This is a genomic window from Saccharopolyspora sp. NPDC049426, from assembly GCF_040676935.1.
Taxonomy (GTDB): domain Bacteria; phylum Actinomycetota; class Actinomycetes; order Mycobacteriales; family Pseudonocardiaceae; genus Saccharopolyspora.
This window is the reverse complement of record NZ_JBFAPZ010000004.1, coordinates 201,711-217,138: the sequence shown is the minus strand read 5'-3', so window position 1 is coordinate 217,138 and position 15,428 is coordinate 201,711. Positions and strand designations below refer to the sequence as shown.

The 15,428-nt window shown below is 71.4% G+C and carries 14 protein-coding genes; 5 read left to right on the top strand and 9 right to left on the bottom strand.

The genetic code is table 11. The features are described from left to right. Window positions 1-60 precede the first annotated feature (60 nt). Entirely contained in the window at window positions 61-1,479 is a 1,419-nt protein-coding gene (locus AB0J78_RS09950; RefSeq protein ID WP_363788349.1) for an LCP family protein, read from the top strand. Here the strand turns inward: AB0J78_RS09950 and AB0J78_RS09945 are convergent. The 5 genes from AB0J78_RS09945 to AB0J78_RS09925 form a co-directional block, all read right to left on the bottom strand. Further along, window positions 1,448-2,326 carry an alpha/beta hydrolase gene (locus AB0J78_RS09945; RefSeq protein WP_363788348.1) on the bottom strand — a complete coding sequence of 293 codons (879 nt, stop codon included), beginning with the start codon at window positions 2,324-2,326 and terminating at the stop codon, window positions 1,448-1,450. The two genes, AB0J78_RS09950 and AB0J78_RS09945, sit on opposite strands and share 32 nt — an antisense overlap. Further along, window positions 2,326-3,381 (bottom strand): amidohydrolase family protein, encoded by a 1,056-nt coding sequence (locus AB0J78_RS09940; RefSeq protein WP_363788347.1) that lies wholly within the window; start codon window positions 3,379-3,381, stop codon window positions 2,326-2,328. The genes AB0J78_RS09945 and AB0J78_RS09940 overlap by 1 nt, the downstream gene beginning before the upstream one ends. Further along, on the bottom strand, window positions 3,378-4,484 hold the full coding sequence (locus tag AB0J78_RS09935) for an amidohydrolase family protein (RefSeq protein WP_363788346.1): 1,107 nt from the start codon (window positions 4,482-4,484) through the stop codon (window positions 3,378-3,380). Before AB0J78_RS09935 ends, AB0J78_RS09940 begins: the two co-directional genes overlap by 4 nt. Window positions 4,485-4,487: 3 nt before the next feature. Next, window positions 4,488-4,931 carry a Rieske 2Fe-2S domain-containing protein gene (locus tag AB0J78_RS09930; RefSeq protein WP_363788345.1) on the bottom strand — a complete coding sequence of 148 codons (444 nt, stop codon included), beginning with the start codon at window positions 4,929-4,931 and terminating at the stop codon, window positions 4,488-4,490. A 69-nt stretch (window positions 4,932-5,000) separates the two neighbouring features. After that, the gene (locus AB0J78_RS09925; protein WP_363788344.1) at window positions 5,001-5,948 is read right to left on the bottom strand and encodes a LysR family transcriptional regulator; all 948 of its coding nucleotides are present in this window, start codon (window positions 5,946-5,948) and stop codon (window positions 5,001-5,003) included. A 297-nt stretch (window positions 5,949-6,245) separates the two neighbouring features. On the opposite strand from AB0J78_RS09925, the gene AB0J78_RS09920 reads away from it, so the two are divergent. The 3 genes from AB0J78_RS09920 to AB0J78_RS09910 are packed head-to-tail and all read left to right on the top strand — an operon-like array spanning window position 6,246 to window position 9,484. Continuing rightward, window positions 6,246-6,941, top strand: a complete 696-nt coding sequence (locus tag AB0J78_RS09920) for a hypothetical protein (protein WP_363788343.1) — start codon at window positions 6,246-6,248, stop codon at window positions 6,939-6,941. 33 nt (window positions 6,942-6,974) lie between these two features. Continuing rightward, window positions 6,975-7,517 carry a hypothetical protein gene (locus AB0J78_RS09915; protein ID WP_363788342.1) on the top strand — a complete coding sequence of 181 codons (543 nt, stop codon included), beginning with the start codon at window positions 6,975-6,977 and terminating at the stop codon, window positions 7,515-7,517. Further along, entirely contained in the window at window positions 7,514-9,484 is a 1,971-nt protein-coding gene (locus AB0J78_RS09910; protein WP_363788341.1) for a hypothetical protein, read from the top strand. The genes AB0J78_RS09915 and AB0J78_RS09910 overlap by 4 nt, the downstream gene beginning before the upstream one ends. A 159-nt stretch (window positions 9,485-9,643) precedes the next feature. On the opposite strand, the gene AB0J78_RS09905 is transcribed toward AB0J78_RS09910, so the two are convergent. Beyond that, a complete protein-coding gene (locus tag AB0J78_RS09905) occupies window positions 9,644-10,108 on the bottom strand; it encodes a CAP domain-containing protein (RefSeq protein ID WP_363788340.1) in 465 nt (154 codons plus the stop codon). Window positions 10,109-10,290: 182 nt separating this feature from the next. Continuing rightward, a complete protein-coding gene (locus tag AB0J78_RS09900; protein WP_363788339.1) occupies window positions 10,291-11,526 on the bottom strand; it encodes a cytochrome P450 in 1,236 nt (411 codons plus the stop codon). Window positions 11,527-11,662: 136 nt separating this feature from the next. Here AB0J78_RS09900 and AB0J78_RS09895 point away from each other — a divergent pair, with 136 nt between their 5' ends. Continuing rightward, a complete protein-coding gene (locus AB0J78_RS09895) occupies window positions 11,663-12,586 on the top strand; it encodes an alpha/beta hydrolase (protein WP_363788886.1) in 924 nt (307 codons plus the stop codon). On the opposite strand, the gene AB0J78_RS09890 is transcribed toward AB0J78_RS09895, so the two are convergent. Together AB0J78_RS09890 and AB0J78_RS09885 are read right to left on the bottom strand one after the other, a co-directional pair. Beyond that, window positions 12,583-14,001: an aminotransferase class V-fold PLP-dependent enzyme gene (locus tag AB0J78_RS09890; RefSeq protein ID WP_363788338.1), complete on the bottom strand. Its 1,419-nt coding sequence runs from the start codon at window positions 13,999-14,001 to the stop codon at window positions 12,583-12,585. The two genes, AB0J78_RS09895 and AB0J78_RS09890, sit on opposite strands and share 4 nt — an antisense overlap. Continuing rightward, window positions 13,998-15,314 carry an MFS transporter gene (locus AB0J78_RS09885; protein WP_363788337.1) on the bottom strand — a complete coding sequence of 439 codons (1,317 nt, stop codon included), beginning with the start codon at window positions 15,312-15,314 and terminating at the stop codon, window positions 13,998-14,000. The genes AB0J78_RS09890 and AB0J78_RS09885 overlap by 4 nt, the downstream gene beginning before the upstream one ends. Window positions 15,315-15,428 lie beyond the last annotated feature (114 nt).

Below are 15,428 nucleotides of genomic sequence, written 5' to 3'. Positions count from 1 at the left end.
AGACCGCTCCCGCCGCGTCGGCGCCGCAAGCCGATCGGTCCTCGGGTCGTCGCCACGATCATGTCGCTGGTGATCCTGCTGGTCACCGGCTACGGCTGGAGCAACTACCGGCACCTGCTCAACGGCCTGGCCACCAGCGACGTCGCCGACGGCGGCGGTGCGGACGGTGCCGTGGACATCCTGCTGGTGGGGATGGACAGCCGCACCGACGCGCACGGCAATCCGCTGCCCGAGGAGGTGCTGCGCGAGCTGCACGCGGGATCCAACGACGCGTCGCTGACCGACACGGTCATCATGCTGCACATCCCCAACGACGGGACCAGCGCGGTCGGCTTCTCCTTCCCCCGCGACTCCTACGTGTCGATCCCCGGACAGGGGAACCACAAGATCAACTCGGCGTACGGGCGCGGCAAGGAAACCGAGATCGCCAGTCAGCAGCAGAGCGGCGTGACCGACCCGGCGGCGCTGGACCGCGCCGGCAACGAGGCCGGCCGCAAGACGCTGCTGCGCACCGTGGAGAACCTCACCGGCTCCTCCATCGACCACTACGCCGAGGTCAACCTGCTGGGCTTCGCCAAGATCACCGAGTCGGTCGGCGGCGTTCCGGTGTGCCTGAACTCGGCCACCAGCGACACCTACTCCGGTGCGGACTTCCAAGCCGGCCAGCAGACCATCGCCGGCCCGGCGGCCCTGGCGTTCGTGCGGCAGCGCCACGGCCTGCCGCGCGGCGACCTCGACCGCGTGGTGCGGCAGCAGGCCTTCCTCGCCGGGCTCACCCAGACCGCCCTGTCCGGCGGCGTGCTGGCCAACCCGAACAAGCTGCGGGAGCTGATCAACTCGGTGCAGGACTCGGTCGTGCTCGACCTGGGTGACGACACCGACGTGCTGTCGTTCGCCGAGCGGCTGCGCGGGCTGGCCGGCGGTGCCATCAAGTTCGACACGATCCCGATCGAGGACGCCGCCTACGACACGCCCGACGGCGAGGCCCTCAAGATCGATCCGCGCGCGGTCAAGGCGGCCGTCCGCGCGGCGTCCGTGCCGCCGAGCGCCCCGGCCTCGCCGACTCCGGAACCGCCACCGACCTCGGCTTCCCAGCAAGCCGCGGCCGCGCGGGTGGACGTGCTCAACGGGACCAGCACCTCCGGTCTGGCCTCGAAGGTCCAGGACCAGCTCAAGACCCAAGGTATCGACGTCGGCACGGTCGGCAACACCAGCAAGCGCAGCTCGTCGGTGATCCGCTACGGCTCGGGCTCGGAAGCGGCCGCGCAGGAGGTCGCCTCGCTGATGGGCGCGATGCCGACGGAGGCCAGTTCGTCGTTGTCCTCCGGTCGCGTCCAGGTGATCATCGGCTCGGACTACGACGGGCCGGCCGCCCCGCGCTTCTCCTCCGGCGGCGCGATGGCGCTGGACGGGACCGCGCGTCAGCAGGAACCGTCGGAGGCACCGATCAGCGCGGCGGGAATTCCCTGCGTGAACTGAGGAATCGGGTGAGCTCGCCGAGGGTCTCCTCGGGCGCCTCCTCCGCGAGGTGGTGGCCGCAGTCCAGCCGGCGGCCCGACACCTGCGGTGCCCGGCTCCGCCAGACCGCGAGCGGGTCCGGGTCACGACCGAGCGGACCGCTGCGCCCCCACAGCAGGAGTGCCGGGCAGTCGATGGTCGCGCCCCGGTCGTCCTCGTCATCGGCGACGTCGATTCTCGCGCCCGCCCGGTAGTCCTGGCACATGGCGTGCACGACCTCGGGTCGGCGCCACGCCGCGCGGTAGCTCTCCAGCGCCTCGGCGGCGAAGGCCTCGGCGGGCCGGAGGAATCCGGTGAAGAAGGCGTCCGGGTCGGCGCCGATGAGGCGTTCCGGGATCTCGGGCTGGGCGAGGAAGAACCAGTGCCACGCTCCGAGCGCGAAGGCCGCGTCGACGCGGGCGAAGACCTCAGCGGTGGGCAGGACGTCGAGCACCGCCACAGCGGTCACGACGTCCGGGTGGTCGAGGGTCATGCGGTAGGCGCAACGGGCTCCCCTGTCATGGCCGACGACCGCGAAGGACTCGTGGCCCAGCGCCGCCATCACCGCGACGAGGTCCGCGGCCATGGCGCGCTTGCCGAACGAGGCGACCTCGGCGTCCGGGGCGGCGGTGCTGTCGCCGTAGCCGGGCAGGTCGGCCAGCACGACCGTGCGGGTGCGGGCCAGCCCGGGTGCGACGCGGTGCCACATCGCCGAGGTCTGCGGCCACCCGTGCAGCAGCAGCACCGGCGGGCCCGCTCCGCCGACCCGGGCGCGGATCGTGGCACCGGAAGGCGTGGGCAGGTCGTGCGGCCGGAAGTCGTCGAGCATCACGTGATTCCGTACCACTGCGCCGCGTTGCCGCGCAGCACCGCCTCGCGCTCGGTGTCGGTCAGCGCCGCCAGGAGGCGTTCTCCACCGCTGCCGTGGTCGTGCGGATGGTCCGTGGCGTGCATCAGCAGCTCCGCCGGGCCCAGCAGGTCGAGGGCTTCGCGGACCTGGACGGGATCCCGCGGCAGGTGCGCGGGCGCGGTGGTCAGCCGGACGTGGTCGGCGATCACCTCACCCGACCGGCGGTTGATCCACGGAACCTCCCGCCAGACGCCCTTCCAGTCCTTGTCGAAGCGCCACAGCAGCGTCGGCAGCCACGAGAACCCGCACTCCAGCAGCGCGACCCGCAGATCCGGCAGCTGCGCGAACACGCCTTCGGCGAGCAGGCTGACCAGCTGGGCCTGGACGACGCTCTGCGAGTTGCCGAGGTAGTCCTCCAGGTAGGTGTGGGTGAACCCGCTGGAGGTCATGGCGTTGCCGACCCTCCCCCACGCGTGCAGCCCCACCACCAGCCCCTTGTCGGCCGCGGCGCGCAGCAGCGGCCGGTGGCGGACGTTGCCCCACGGCTGGTCGCCGCGCACCGGCAGCAGCACCTGCACGATGCCCGGGTGGTCGCCGATGCGCTCGATCTCGGCGACGGCGGCCTCGGTGTGCAGCGTCGGCACGACCATGCTGGCGCGCAGCCCTCCGTCGGCGGCGAGCCAGCGCTCGATGAGCCAGTCGTTGATGGCGCGGGTCAGCGCGGTCTCGTAGTAGGGGTTGCGGTTGCAGCCGAACGACGTGGTGCAGTTGAGGATCGCCGTTCCCGCGTCCAGCTGGGCGCGCAGTGCGGAGACCTCGTGCGGCGGAACGGATCCGGCTTCCCGCGCGGCCGGGGCCGCCGTGGTCGGGGCCAGCGGCGGGTAGGCGCCGCCCTGGGCGTGGTTGATGCGCTGACTGCCGTCGCGCAGGTAGCCGCGCCAGTAGTCGTCCAGGTAGGGCTCCAGGTCGGCGAAACCGGCCGGGGCGCAGTGCACGTCGGTGTCGATCACCGCCGTGCGGGCGGGGGCGCTCATCGAGCCTCCTGAGCTCGTTGCGGAAGGCCGAACAGCCGGCACGCGTTGTCCCCCATCACCTGCTCGCGGATCGCCGCGGGCAGCAGCCGGGGAGCCATCCGCGGCGAGTCGAAGTCCCAGTGCGGGTAGTCGGAGGCGAACATGATGCGGTCGTTCATGTCGACGTGCCGCAGCGCGGTCGCCAGGTGGGCGGGATCGGCCGGTTCCTCGATGGGCTGCGTGGTGAACCAGAAGTGCTCGCGGATGTGCTCCGAGGGCGGTCTGCTCAGGTGCGGGACGTCCTCGCGGAGCATCGTCCAGGCTTCGTCCATCGCCCACATCAGCGGTCCGAGCCAGGCGATGCCGCCTTCGACGCAGATCACCTTCAGCGTCGGGAACTCCTCGAACACGCCCTCGCAGATCATGCTCGTGATCAGCGCGGACATCGTGTTGCCGTTCCAGACGTGCTCTTCCAGGTAGAACGACGGCCAGCCCGGACCTCGGTGCTGCTCCAGGCCACCGGTGTGCGCGGCGATCGGCAGGCCGGCCTCGACGGCCGCGGCGTAGATCGGCCAGTAGCGGCGGCGACCGAACAGCGCTTCGCCCCCGGTCGACAGCAGCACCTGCACGAACCTGGGGTCGCCCGCGCGCCTGCGGATCTCCTCGGCGGCGAGGTCCGGCGATTCCAGCGGGACGGCGATGGAGCTGCGCAGCCTCGGTTCGGGATCGAGCCATTCCTCGACGATCCAGTCGTTGAGGGCGCGGCACAGCGCGTCGGCGAACTCGCGGGCCTCCACGCCCCAGCTGTGCGATTGCAGCGGGATGAGCACCCCGTGGTCGATGTCGAACTCGTCGAGCAGCTGCTGCTGCATCAGGGAGAGGTCGTTGCCGGGGAATCCGCCGTCCGGCCAGGCGTCGAGGCGGTAGCCGCCGTTGCTGACCCTGGGGTAGATCTCCGGCGGTCCGGGTACGCGGCTGCCGAACATCTCGAAGCGGCGCCGGTTGCGGGCATCGAGCCTGGGCAGGATGTCGCGCGGCAGCGCCTGCGGGTGGATGTCGGAGTCGACGAGCGTGCGGGCCGCGCGGTTGCGGGCCGTGCTCTGCGAAGCGACGGTGCTGGTCATCGTTCACCTCCGAGGGCTGGTGTCGACCACGACGTAGGCGTCCTCGACACTGACCGGGAACGTCTCGGCGACGTAGGGGCCGGGCATCCGGCCGTTCTTGGGTTCGGCTGGTTCGTCGGCGGTTTCCAGGCGCACCTCGTAGGTGCGCACGGGTGGTTCGCCGGGGCCGAGGAAGGACTGGCCGGTGGCCAGCTCGTACTCCCAGCCGTGCCAGGGGCAGGCAATGAGCGCGTCCTCCCCCCGCATCGCGAACTCGCCGGGTTGGCTGGAGACCACCCAGGGCTTGGTGTGGCCGACGCACAGCGGGCCGCCCATGTGCGGGCAGTGGTTGTTCAGCGCGTAGAACCGGTCCCCGACCCGGAAGACGCCGATCGAGCGGCGTCCGGCCTCGACGACCTTGCGCGAGCCGGGCGGGAACTCGTCGAGCCTGGCCACCACGATTCTCATGCTCCGACGGTAGGAAGTTCCGCGCTGCCAACGGAAACTGAAAATCGGGATGCGCGGCATCGAGGCGTTCTATACCGGGGTGGCGCGCACCGCTTCGCGCACCGTCTCGCGCATCCACCGGTGACCGGGGTCGGTCTCGTGCTTCTCGTGCCACCACAGGGTTTCCACGATGGGTTCGGGCTCGCCGGGGCAGTCGAGGATGCGCAGGTCGGTCCGGTCGCCGAGGCGCCGGGCGAGCCTTTCCTGCACCACTGCGACCCGCTCGGTGCCGCCCACGAAGTAGGGGGTGGCGCGGTAGCTGTCCACCCGCACCGCCACGTCCGGGACCAGCTGCAACGAGGCCATCAGCGGAGCCAGCGGCGCGGTCGAGGGGTATTCGCGGCCGGGGTGGTGCGGGACGACCCAGGGACGTCGGCGCAGCTCCGCGGCCGGCAGCGCGCGCCATCCCGCGGGAACGGTGGCGGCGTCCACGACGCACACCCAGCGGTCCCGGAACAGTTCGGTGCAGCGCATCCCCGACACCCGCAGGCGCGCGTTGGGCGTGGAGGCCAAGCCGTCCATCAGCCGCAGCGTCTCCACCAGGTCGGTCGGCAGGCGGCCGGTGACGAGCATGATGTGCAGCTTCGCGCCCGGTGCCTGGTGGTGCAGCGCCCGCGAGATCGGTTCGCCGACGGCTTCCAGGACGTAGTCGGGCATCAGCAGGCTGTACTCGCGCTGGGTGCTGGCCGGGTCGAAGGGCGCGGTGGTGAACAGCCGCTCGGTGGCCTCGCACAGCGGCTCGATCTGCGCGTCGAGCTCCACCGCCAGGGGCGACAGGACGTAGCCGCCGCGCTTGCGCACCAGCAGCTCGTCGTCGAAGTGCCTGCGCAGCCTCGCCAGCGCGGCGCTGGCGGTGGGCTGGGTGACGCCGATGTTCTCGGCGGCCCGGGTGACGTTGCGGGCGCGCAGCAGTTCGCGCAGGAACACGAGCAGGTTGAGGTCCAGGTTCGCCAGCGTCGTCGATCCGGACTGCTTCACCTGATCAGCTCCCCGTCGCGCCCTTGCCCGGTCCCCGGGAACATTCACACCCACCGCATTCGCGGTGTCAAGAACCGCTTGCGCCGGTCATCGGGTCTCGATAGCGTGCACGCACGGGTCGTGCTCACAACGTTGCGACGTTGCGCTGATCGGATGGCGACAAGCCTGGGGATTGATGCATTCGGGTTGCGTCGTCGCACGTCACGAATTCGGAGCACCGATTGGTTCCGAAAACGACACTTCCCATTGGTTCGCAGTACAGCTCAACCATTCTACCGGACCGCACGCTCGGTGAACGTGCGCAACGTTGAGGGTGACCAGCCAGACGAGACGTTTGACTCGCCCGTGACGAGCCGGGAACAGGATGCGGTGCGGTTGCTGCTGCTGATCGACGGTGCCGCCGAACAGCTGTCCTTCCCGGTCCCGGACCCGGCGCTGGCCGACGCGGTCGGTGTGGTGACCGGGCAGACGAGGTTGCAGAAGCTCGATTTCTGGCTTCGCAGCCCTGATTTTCTCGCCGACGAACTGCTCAACGAGTACGAGCGGACCGCGGACGGGCACCTGCTCGAACTGGCGGGCCGGATCCTCGATTCCGAAGAACCCGAAGTGCGCCGGTATCCGATGCTGCGCCACCACTTCGGCGCCTACGAACCGCTCGACGACGCGCTGGCGGTGCTGCGCAGCGCCGGCCTGATCGTGCGCCGCCGACGCGGCCGGGTCGGGCACACCAGGCGGCACGACTACTACCTGCTGGAACGAGGCAGGCGGGTTGCCCGCACGATCATCGCCCGAGCACCGGTCTTCCGCTACTACGTCGACCGCGTGACGCTGGTGCTCGACCTCGCCGACGGGCGCGGCGGCAACGAACTACGCAACCGCCAGTACCTGCAAGCCGAGTACGCCAGCACGCGACGCGGCGCACCCATCGCCACCATCGCCGAGCGGGTCCGCGACCGGCTCGCCCGGCTTCGCGCGGAACTGCGAGCCGCGTAGGGGGTTTTGACGATGAGCACCCAACCTTCGCCGATGCACGAACGACTCTCGACGATCACCGGGATGCCCGCTCAGGCCGTGGCCCGCCTGCTCGCCTCCGGCGGCAACTCGCCGACCCCGGACCTGCGGCGCCGGATCACCGAGGCGGAACGCAAGTGGGACCGGCTCGACCAGCTGCACCGGTCGGCCCGCAACCGCAGGCAGGCCGACGAGCGTTCGCTCAACGACAGCGCCGAGAGGGATGTCGCGCGGGTGCTCTTCCACGGCTTGGAACCGCATTCGTGCCCCCGCTGCGACACCCCGATCTCCGAGCAGCGGCGTCGCGAGGAGCGCGAGGACCACCGGTGCGCGGTCTGCACCAGCGACCTGTCGGCCACGGCGTCGGAGGCCGCGGAACCGGAGATCGCCGCACGGCTGCGGCTGGCCTCCAGCGAGGCGGCGGAGACCGCGGCGCTGGGGAGGTTGCGCGGTGCCGAGGTCGCGCTGGCCGAGCTGGTCGCAGAGCTCACCGTGCCGCCCCGGCCGCGGAGCGGCGACAACCCCACCGGCGCTCCCGCGCCGGATCGGCGCCGGTGAGCCCGCAACGACCACCGGGGGCGGTGGCGGCTGGACCGCAGGCCCCGGTTCTGGCCAGGGCTTTGACGGCCGCCGCGGGCCGCGGTGCCCCCGGCTGGCGCGGGACGTTGGCGGAGTTCATCGACGGTCTCCCGGCGCAGCGCAGCCTGCTGGCGCTGGCCTCGACCATCGACGAACTGCTGGCCGGACCGGACGTGGTCCAGGCGCACGGCGTCCGGTTGCACGACGCGCTGCTGCACGATCTCGGCCCGGTCGTCGAGCGCGATCCGCTGATCGCGGCGAGCCGGCTGGAAGGGGCCGTCCGGTTGGCGATCGCCGACGCCGTCTCGCCGTTCACGGTGCTGGGCAGGCTCACCGGGTTCGCACCGACGTCGCCGGAGGAGTTCACCGAGACTCTGCCCCGGCTGCTGGGTGCGGCCATGGACCGCTGGGTCGGCGAACCCGCGATCACCACGCCGCTGCGCGAAGCGCTCGACCGGCTGCGCCACGACGAGGCCGCCGCGATCGACGCGGCGTTCGAGCTGGCCTGCGACGACCTGCAAACGGCGTTGACCGCCACCGAGATGCCCGCCGTGCTCGAATCGCTGACGGCGGCCCGGTCGCGGTTCGCCACGGTCGACGCCGCGGAGCAGGCGCGCCACGACGCCCGCGCCTACGCGGCCGCGTGCGACGCGATCCTGGCGTTCGCGGCCCAGGACCAGGACCGACTGGCCGACGCCGCGGATCGGCTCACCACCGCGCTGGACCAGCGTTCTGCCTGGTTGCGCGGCACTCACCAACCGCGGTGGCTGCGACCTCGGCACGCCGCCGAGCCCGCGTGGCGGCGGCTCGTGCTGCTGTTGCGCGCGGCGGCGGCGCGGCTGGCCGAGACGATCTGGATGGACGTCTGGGAGGCCCTCGGTGCCGTGCTCGACGCCTACACCCAGGTCCGGTCGCTGCAACCGCTCCCCGGAGCGCGCACCGCACCCGGCTTGGCGGTGGTGATCGAGCCGACCATCGAGAACGCGATCGTGCGCAGCCAGAGCCGGCTCGCGGCGCTGCGCCGCACCGTCGTGGAGGCTTCGGCCACCGAGAACCCGCCGCTGCCGCCGCGCACGGTGCAGCTGCTGCTGGACCGCATCGAGAGCACCGGGGCCGATCGCCGCCCGGACCTGCCGCACGCCACCCGGACCCCGCCGGACGTGGATGAGGACGAGGACGGCCATGCTGCGGCCTCCCGCGCCCACAGTCTCGCACCCGCGCTGGTGCGCGTGCTCGGGGAACGCCACGCGACCGGGCTGACCGCAGGCCTGTGCGACGACGATCTGCGGCTGCTGGACGGAGTGGTGCACAGCAGCGAGATCGCGCGCTCCCGCACCGCGCACCCCGTCCTCGACCCGCTGCTGGAGAGGCTGCTGGGAGAGCTCGCCGACTCCCCGGAGTTCACCGGCCGGGTCCGGGCCACGTTCGGGATGCTGCTGGAGCAGACCCTGCGCTTCCTGTTCAGCCGCGCGGACCTGACGTCGACGACCTGGGGCCGCGGGGAGGCCGACTACCGGCGTCCGCTGCGCGAGGGCGAACGACGTCCGCGCGAGTCGGACCTGCAGCGCGACTACCACCAGTGGCTGGCGACCGGGCAGCTCGGTGGCCTGGTGGCGGTGGAGGCCACCGACCTGGCGATGGGCCGGGCGGACGTGACCACCACCTTCGGATCGCTGCGCTACGTCACCGAGATCAAGCGCGAGCTCCGCGACTCCTCGCGCGGCCGCATCGAGGCCGAGCACGTGCCGCAAGCCGCGGAGTACGGCGGCACGAACGTGCCGTTCGGGCAGCTGCTGGTGCTGGACCTGACCCCGCACCCGCACGGCGCACCGCGCGTCGACGAATCCGTCTGGCTCGCCCGGCACCGGCCACCGCACAGCCGAACCGACAGGTACGTGATCGTCGGAGTGGTCACGGGAAACCGCCCCACGCCCCACGAACTCTGAACGGCTCGTCCCGGTTCGGCTGCTGGAGCGCCCGTCACCCGGACCAAACCCGCCGTGCTGCAGCAGATCCCACCACCGGAGGCCACGACAGCGCTTCGTCCGCAACCTGCTCGCAGTGGCAGAGCTGGCCGTGGAGATCACCGGCTGCTCGCACAGGCGCTAGCGGCCGAAGTCCTGGGTCCAGTAGTTGCCGTCGTGATCGACGCCGACTCCGATGGTGCGCAGCGCGCAGTTCATGATGTTCTTGCGGTGGCCGCGCGATTTCAGCCAGCCGTCGACGACCTCGTCCGCGCTGGTGTGGCCGCGGGCGATGTTCTCGGCACCGGGCGTGGGGTAACCGGCGGCCCGCACCCGCTCGTCGAAGGTGACGCCGTCGGGCGTGGTGTGGCTGAAGTAGCCTCGGCGGGCCATGTCGGCGCTGTGCTCGGTGGCGGCCTTGGTCAGCCGGCCGTCGACGGTGAGCGGGGCGCACCCCGCCCCGGCCCGGGCCTTGTTGACCATCGCCACGACCTCGTCCTGCGCCGGGGGTTCCGGTTGGGCGGCCATGGACACCGCCGCGGTGCTCATCCCGGCACCGATCAACAGGGCGGCTGCGACTACGGACAGCGTTGTCTTCGGGGTCATGGCCCCGAAAACTACGGCAGTTCACGGGACGGCATTCAGATCAAAAACCTTGCTGTGCCAACACTTCACACCATCTCGCTACTCAGAGTGATCACCTCGGGCAGCGCAACGCGGGGGCCGCCGCCACGCGTCCCGATGACAGTATCCGGCCACGCGCGCCACACCTGCCACCCTGCGCGGACTCACGTGATGCGGTAGCGCAGAGGCAGGTGCTTGAGCCCGCCGACGAACGTGGTGTCGCTCCACTCCGGTTCCCCCGCAGCCTCCACCCACTGCAGGCGAGGAACCAGTTCGGCGAAGAACGCCCGCGCCTCCATCCGGGCCAGCGTCGCGCCCAGGCAGACGTGCGCGCCGAAGCCGAACGACAAGTGGCGGTTCGGATCACGGCCCACGTCGAACCGGAACGGGTCGTCGAACACCGCCTCGTCCCGGTTCGCCGAGGGATAGCACAGCAGCAGCGACTCACCCGCCTCGATGCGCTTGCCACCCAGCTCGTAGTCGGTCGTCGCCGTGCGCATGAACTCCTTGACCGGCGTGACCCAGCGGATCATCTCCTCGACCGCGGAGGGGATCAGCTCCGGATCCCGTCGCAGCCGCTTCATCTCGCCCGGGTGGGCCACCAGCGCCTGCAAGCCGCCGGCGATCGTGGAGCTGGTGGTGTCGTGCCCCGCGGTGGCGATGAGGACGTACTGCGAGGCCGCGTCGGCCTCCGAGAGGTGCTCTCCGTCGATGCGCGCGTTGGCGATCGTCGAAGCCAGGTCGCCGGTCGGGTTGGCGCGCCGGTCAGCGGTGATGCGGTTGAAGTAGTCGAAGAAGTCCAGCAGGACCTGCAGCAGCTCTTCCGGTGAGCGGCCGCGCCGCAGCTCGGCGTCGTCGCTGCCGAACAGCTCCTGCGTCAGCTGCAGGATCCGGGGGAAGTCCGACTCCGGCAGGCCCAGCAGCGAGAGGATCACGTAGAGCGGGTAGTCGACGGCGATCTGCTGGGCGAAGTCGCACTCACCGCCCAGTTCGGCCATCTTGTCCACGGAGCGCTTGGCCAGGCGCCGGACGTCGACCTCGATCTCGCGCAGGGCTCGGGGCCGGAACCAGTCGGCCACGACCGACCGCATCGCCTTGTGCTCGGGGTCGTCGATGTGGACCAGGGTGCGCAGCATCCGGCCGTGCTCGGCGGTGTAGCGGTCCTGCGCCGCGCTCACCAGGATCGGTCGCGGCTCGTTGATGAAGGTCTCGTGCTGCCGCTCGACCTCGAGCACGTCGGCGTGCCTGGTCACGGCCCAGAACGGGTTGACCTCGGGCAGCGGGTCGACCCGGTGCACCGGATCTTCGCGCCGCAGCGCGCTCAACGCGGCGTGCAGCCGCTGATCGTCGGCGTAGGCGGTCGGGTCGGCGAGCGTCAGGCCGGCGTCGTCGATGTTCACGTGCGCATCCCCCTGGACATCGTGCCCCCGCCTCGACGTTACTCAGGTGATCGCGACACCGACAACAACACCGCGAATCCGGCGAGCCGGTGGTGACCACTCCCCTCGCGCAGGACAGGTGACTACCGTGATCGCCATGCCCGTGCTCAGCCATCCCCTCGTCACGCGCGTCGCCGCCACGCTGATCCAGCGCGCCACGTCGCTGGCCCCGCACCTCCGCCGCCAGCGCCGATTCCCCGACATCGCGTGCGCGACCCGCCGGATCGAGGTTCCCACCCCCTACGGCGTGGTGCCCGCGACGCTGTACCTGCCGCCGAGCGGCGACGCCCCACCGCTGCACATCAACCTGCACGGCGGCGGATTCATCATCCGCTATCCCGAGCAGGACGATCCGCTGTGCCGCTACCTCGCGGCCCACGCCGGGGTCGCGGTGCTCAACGTCGACTACCCGGTCGCGCCGCAGCACCCGTTCCCGATCCCGCCGAAGGCGTGCTTCGAGGTGACGCGCTGGGCGGCCGAGCACGCCGGAGAACTCGGCGTCGATCCGCAGCGGCTCAGCGTCGGCGGGGCGAGTGCGGGTGGTTCGCTGGCCACCGCGGTGGCCCGGCAGGCACGCGACGCCGGTGGCCCGCACCTGGCCCTGCAGGTGCTGCACTACCCGGCGCTGGACCTGGTGACCTCGACGGAGGAGAAGCTCAGCGCCCGCAACCGCACCGAGCCGCCGTTCCTGAAACCGTGGATGTCCGCGGTGTTCCACAACTCCTACCTGCCCGACAAGGCGCTCGGCCTCGACCCGCTGGCCTCACCCGCCCACGGCGACAACGGCGCGGATCTGGCGGGCACAGCACCGGCGCTGCTGATCACCACCGAGCTCGACCTGCTCAACGCCGAGGGGCTGCGCTACGCCGAGGCGTTGCGTCGCGCCGGGGTGCTGCGCGAACACCGCGACCTCCCCGGTGTCGATCACGGATACGACCAGCTCGGAGGCGGTGACGACCTGGCGCGCGCGACCTACGACCTGATCGTCGAGCACCTCCGCCGGGCGCACTTCGAGCACTAGGACGGGCGGTAGAGCAGGCCGAGGAACTCCTGCAGGAGGCGTTCTCGCAGCTTCGGGCGCGCGAGCGCGAGCATCGCGTTGATCTCGGCCATGCGTTCGGGCAGGGCCGCCCCACCACCCATGCCCGCTGCGGCGAGCAGTGCGCCGAACTCCTCCTGCGAGAGCGCGTCCGGGTTGAGGTCGGCGAGGAACGCCGCGATGCTCTCGTCGACCTCCACCGGACCCGCGGCCCGGGCGTCGGCGACCGACTCCCGCAGAGCGGCGCCGAATTCGGCCTCGCCGCCCCGGTTGGCCGCCGTGATCGTCAGGTGGAGGTTCGCGGGCGAGTTCTCGTGGGCGAACTGCGGTTGCACGTACCAGCCGCGAGTCCTCATCTCGTCGGCGACGGTGAACAGGTCGATCCCGTCGTCGGTGGTCAGCGCGAGCAGCGTGGAGTCGGGTTCGGCGAGCAGCCGCACGCCGTCGACGGCTGCGATCTCCGCCCGCACCTTCTCCACCGCGTCGAGCGACGCCTGCGCGAGCGCGAGGTACCCGTCGTCGCCGAGGTGCTGCAGCACCGCCCAGGCCGCGGCCAGCGGGCCGCCGGAACGCGTGGACTGCAGCGTCGAGTTCAGCATCGTGTACCCGGGCCACCCGGCCCCGGCGAAGAAGTGACCTCGGCGCAGTTCGGCGTCGGCGTGCAGCAGCACCGAGGTGCCCTTCGGGCAGTACGCGTACTTGTGCAGGTCGACCGACACGCTGGTGACGCCCTCGACCGCGAAGCCGAACTCGGGCACCGCCTTGCCCAGGCGCCGGAAGTGGGGCAGCACCCAGCCCCCGATGCAGGCGTCGACGTGCATCCGCACTCCGCGCGCGGCTGCGGCCGCGGCGATCTCGGCAACCGGGTCCAGGACGCCGTGCGCGTACGACGGAGCGCTGGCGACCACGAGCACCGTGTTCTCGTCGATGGCCTCGGCCATCGACGACGGGTCGGCCCGGAAGGACGTCGGATCGACCGGCACCACCACGGGACGGACCCGGAACAGGTGCGCGGCCTTGTGGAACGCGGCGTGCGCGGTGGAGGGAAGCACCACGTTCGGCTCGGTGACGCCGGGGTTTCCCTCGCGGGCCGCCAGGACCGCGAGCACGCAGGACTCGGTGCCACCCGAGGTCACCGAGCCGACCGTGCGCTGCGTGCCGCCCAGCAGCCGGGACGCGGCGCCGACCAGGTCGTTCTCCATGCGCAGCAGGCTGGGGAACGCGGTCGGGTCCAGGCCGTTGGCGCTGGAGGCCAGCGCGTGCGCCGCGGCCGCGAGCTCATCGAGCCCGTCGAGCCCGCTGTCGTAGACGTAGGCCAGGGTGCGCCCGCCGTGGGTGGGGACGTCGGCGGCGCGAAGCGCGCGCAGCTCGGCGAGGACTTCGTCGGCGGACCTCATCGTCCCTCCAGCACGTCACGCCGCAGCAGCGGCAGTCCCAGCAGCACCAGCGCGCCCGGCAGCAGCGAGAATCCGAGCACGATCGCGGTCACCGCGCTGCCCGGTTGCGGCACGGATCCGTCCACACCGGACACGTATCCGCCGATTCCGAGCACCAGCCCGAAAAGCCCCGGGCCGAGGGCCATGCCCAAGGTCTCCGCGCCGGTCCACACACCAGCTGCCACGCCCGCGCGGGTCTCGCCGGTCCGTTCTTCCTCGGCGGTGATGAGGTCCGGCATGATCGCCAGCGGGAACACCTGGATGCCCGCGTAGCCGACTCCGGCGAGCGCGACGAACACGAACGACACGCCCACCGGAAGCACCAGTGCCGCGCACAACCCGGCGCAGGCCACGCCGAAGGTGATGCAGGCGGCGCGGAATCCCCACAGCTTGCCCTGGCGCTCGCCGATCCTCGGCCACAGCGGCATCGTCACCAGGGCCGGGAGGACGAACCCGACGAACAGCCACGTCTGCACCGCCGGATCGCCGAAGACGTACCGGGACGCGTAGCTGACCCCGGCCAGCAGCGTCGCCAGCCCGAGAGCCTGCACCGAATAAGCCAGCACCAAGCGGCGGAACGAACGCCACCGCCGCATCGTGCTCACCAGATCGCGCCACCCCTGCGCGCCGGGGCGTCGCCTGCCGACCGGCGCGTCGCGGATGCCCAGGACCATCAGCACCGCCCCGAGCAGAATGACCAGCCCGATCACCACACCCATCACCCGGTAGCCGGCCACGCCCCCGATGCCGTTGGCGATGCCCGGCGCGCCGCCTCCGGCCAGCAGCACCGCCACCGCCAGGAATCCCATCCGCCAGCTGGTGAGCCGCGTGCGCTCGCCGCAGGAGGCGGTGAGTTCGGCGGGCAGCGCGTTGAAGGGAACCTGGAACAGCCCGAACGCGGTGGCGCACAGCAGGTACACGACCATCACGTAGCCGGCGTCCAGCGCGGTGTCACCGAAGCCGGGGTGGGCGAAGATGCACGCGAACAGCACTGCGACGGCCAGTCCGCCGAAGAGCAGGAACGGTCGTCGGCTGCCGTGGCGCACCAGGCTCGCGTCCGAGAGCCTCCCGGCGATCGGGTTGAACACCACGTCCCACACCTTCGGCAGCAGCACGATGGCCCCGGCGACCGCGCTGGGAACGGCCAAGGTGTCGGTCAGGTACGGCAGAAGGAGCAGACCGGGCACGGTAGAGAACGAGCCTGTGACCAGCGAGCCGAACGAGTAGCCGATCCTGGTGCGGGTACCGATCCCGACCTCGACGGGTAGTGGCACTGCAACGTCCTCCAGAATCGCTCGCCTTTCCGCATGGTCGCACCACCGGGGCGGTTTCCGGATCACATCGAATCGTTTCGTTACGCAACTATTCCATTCGGGTTCATCGTCGGG

What these genes read in the sequence shown, in the direction of transcription:
- AB0J78_RS09890 (WP_363788338.1), bottom strand. Translation starts at nt 14,001, where the DNA reads ATGAGGTCCGCCGACGAAGTCCTCGCCGAGCTGCGCGCGCTTCGCGCC.
- AB0J78_RS09940 (WP_363788347.1), bottom strand. Translation starts at nt 3,381, where the DNA reads ATGAGCGCCCCCGCCCGCACGGCGGTGATCGACACCGACGTGCACTGC.
- AB0J78_RS09935 (WP_363788346.1), bottom strand. Translation starts at nt 4,484, where the DNA reads ATGACCAGCACCGTCGCTTCGCAGAGCACGGCCCGCAACCGCGCGGCC.
- AB0J78_RS09915 (WP_363788342.1), top strand. Translation starts at nt 6,975, where the DNA reads ATGCACGAACGACTCTCGACGATCACCGGGATGCCCGCTCAGGCCGTG.
- AB0J78_RS09950 (WP_363788349.1), top strand. Translation starts at nt 61, where the DNA reads ATGTCGCTGGTGATCCTGCTGGTCACCGGCTACGGCTGGAGCAACTAC.
- AB0J78_RS09905 (WP_363788340.1), bottom strand. Translation starts at nt 10,108, where the DNA reads ATGACCCCGAAGACAACGCTGTCCGTAGTCGCAGCCGCCCTGTTGATC.
- AB0J78_RS09895 (WP_363788886.1), top strand. Translation starts at nt 11,663, where the DNA reads ATGCCCGTGCTCAGCCATCCCCTCGTCACGCGCGTCGCCGCCACGCTG.
- AB0J78_RS09945 (WP_363788348.1), bottom strand. Translation starts at nt 2,326, where the DNA reads ATGCTCGACGACTTCCGGCCGCACGACCTGCCCACGCCTTCCGGTGCC.
- AB0J78_RS09930 (WP_363788345.1), bottom strand. Translation starts at nt 4,931, where the DNA reads ATGAGAATCGTGGTGGCCAGGCTCGACGAGTTCCCGCCCGGCTCGCGC.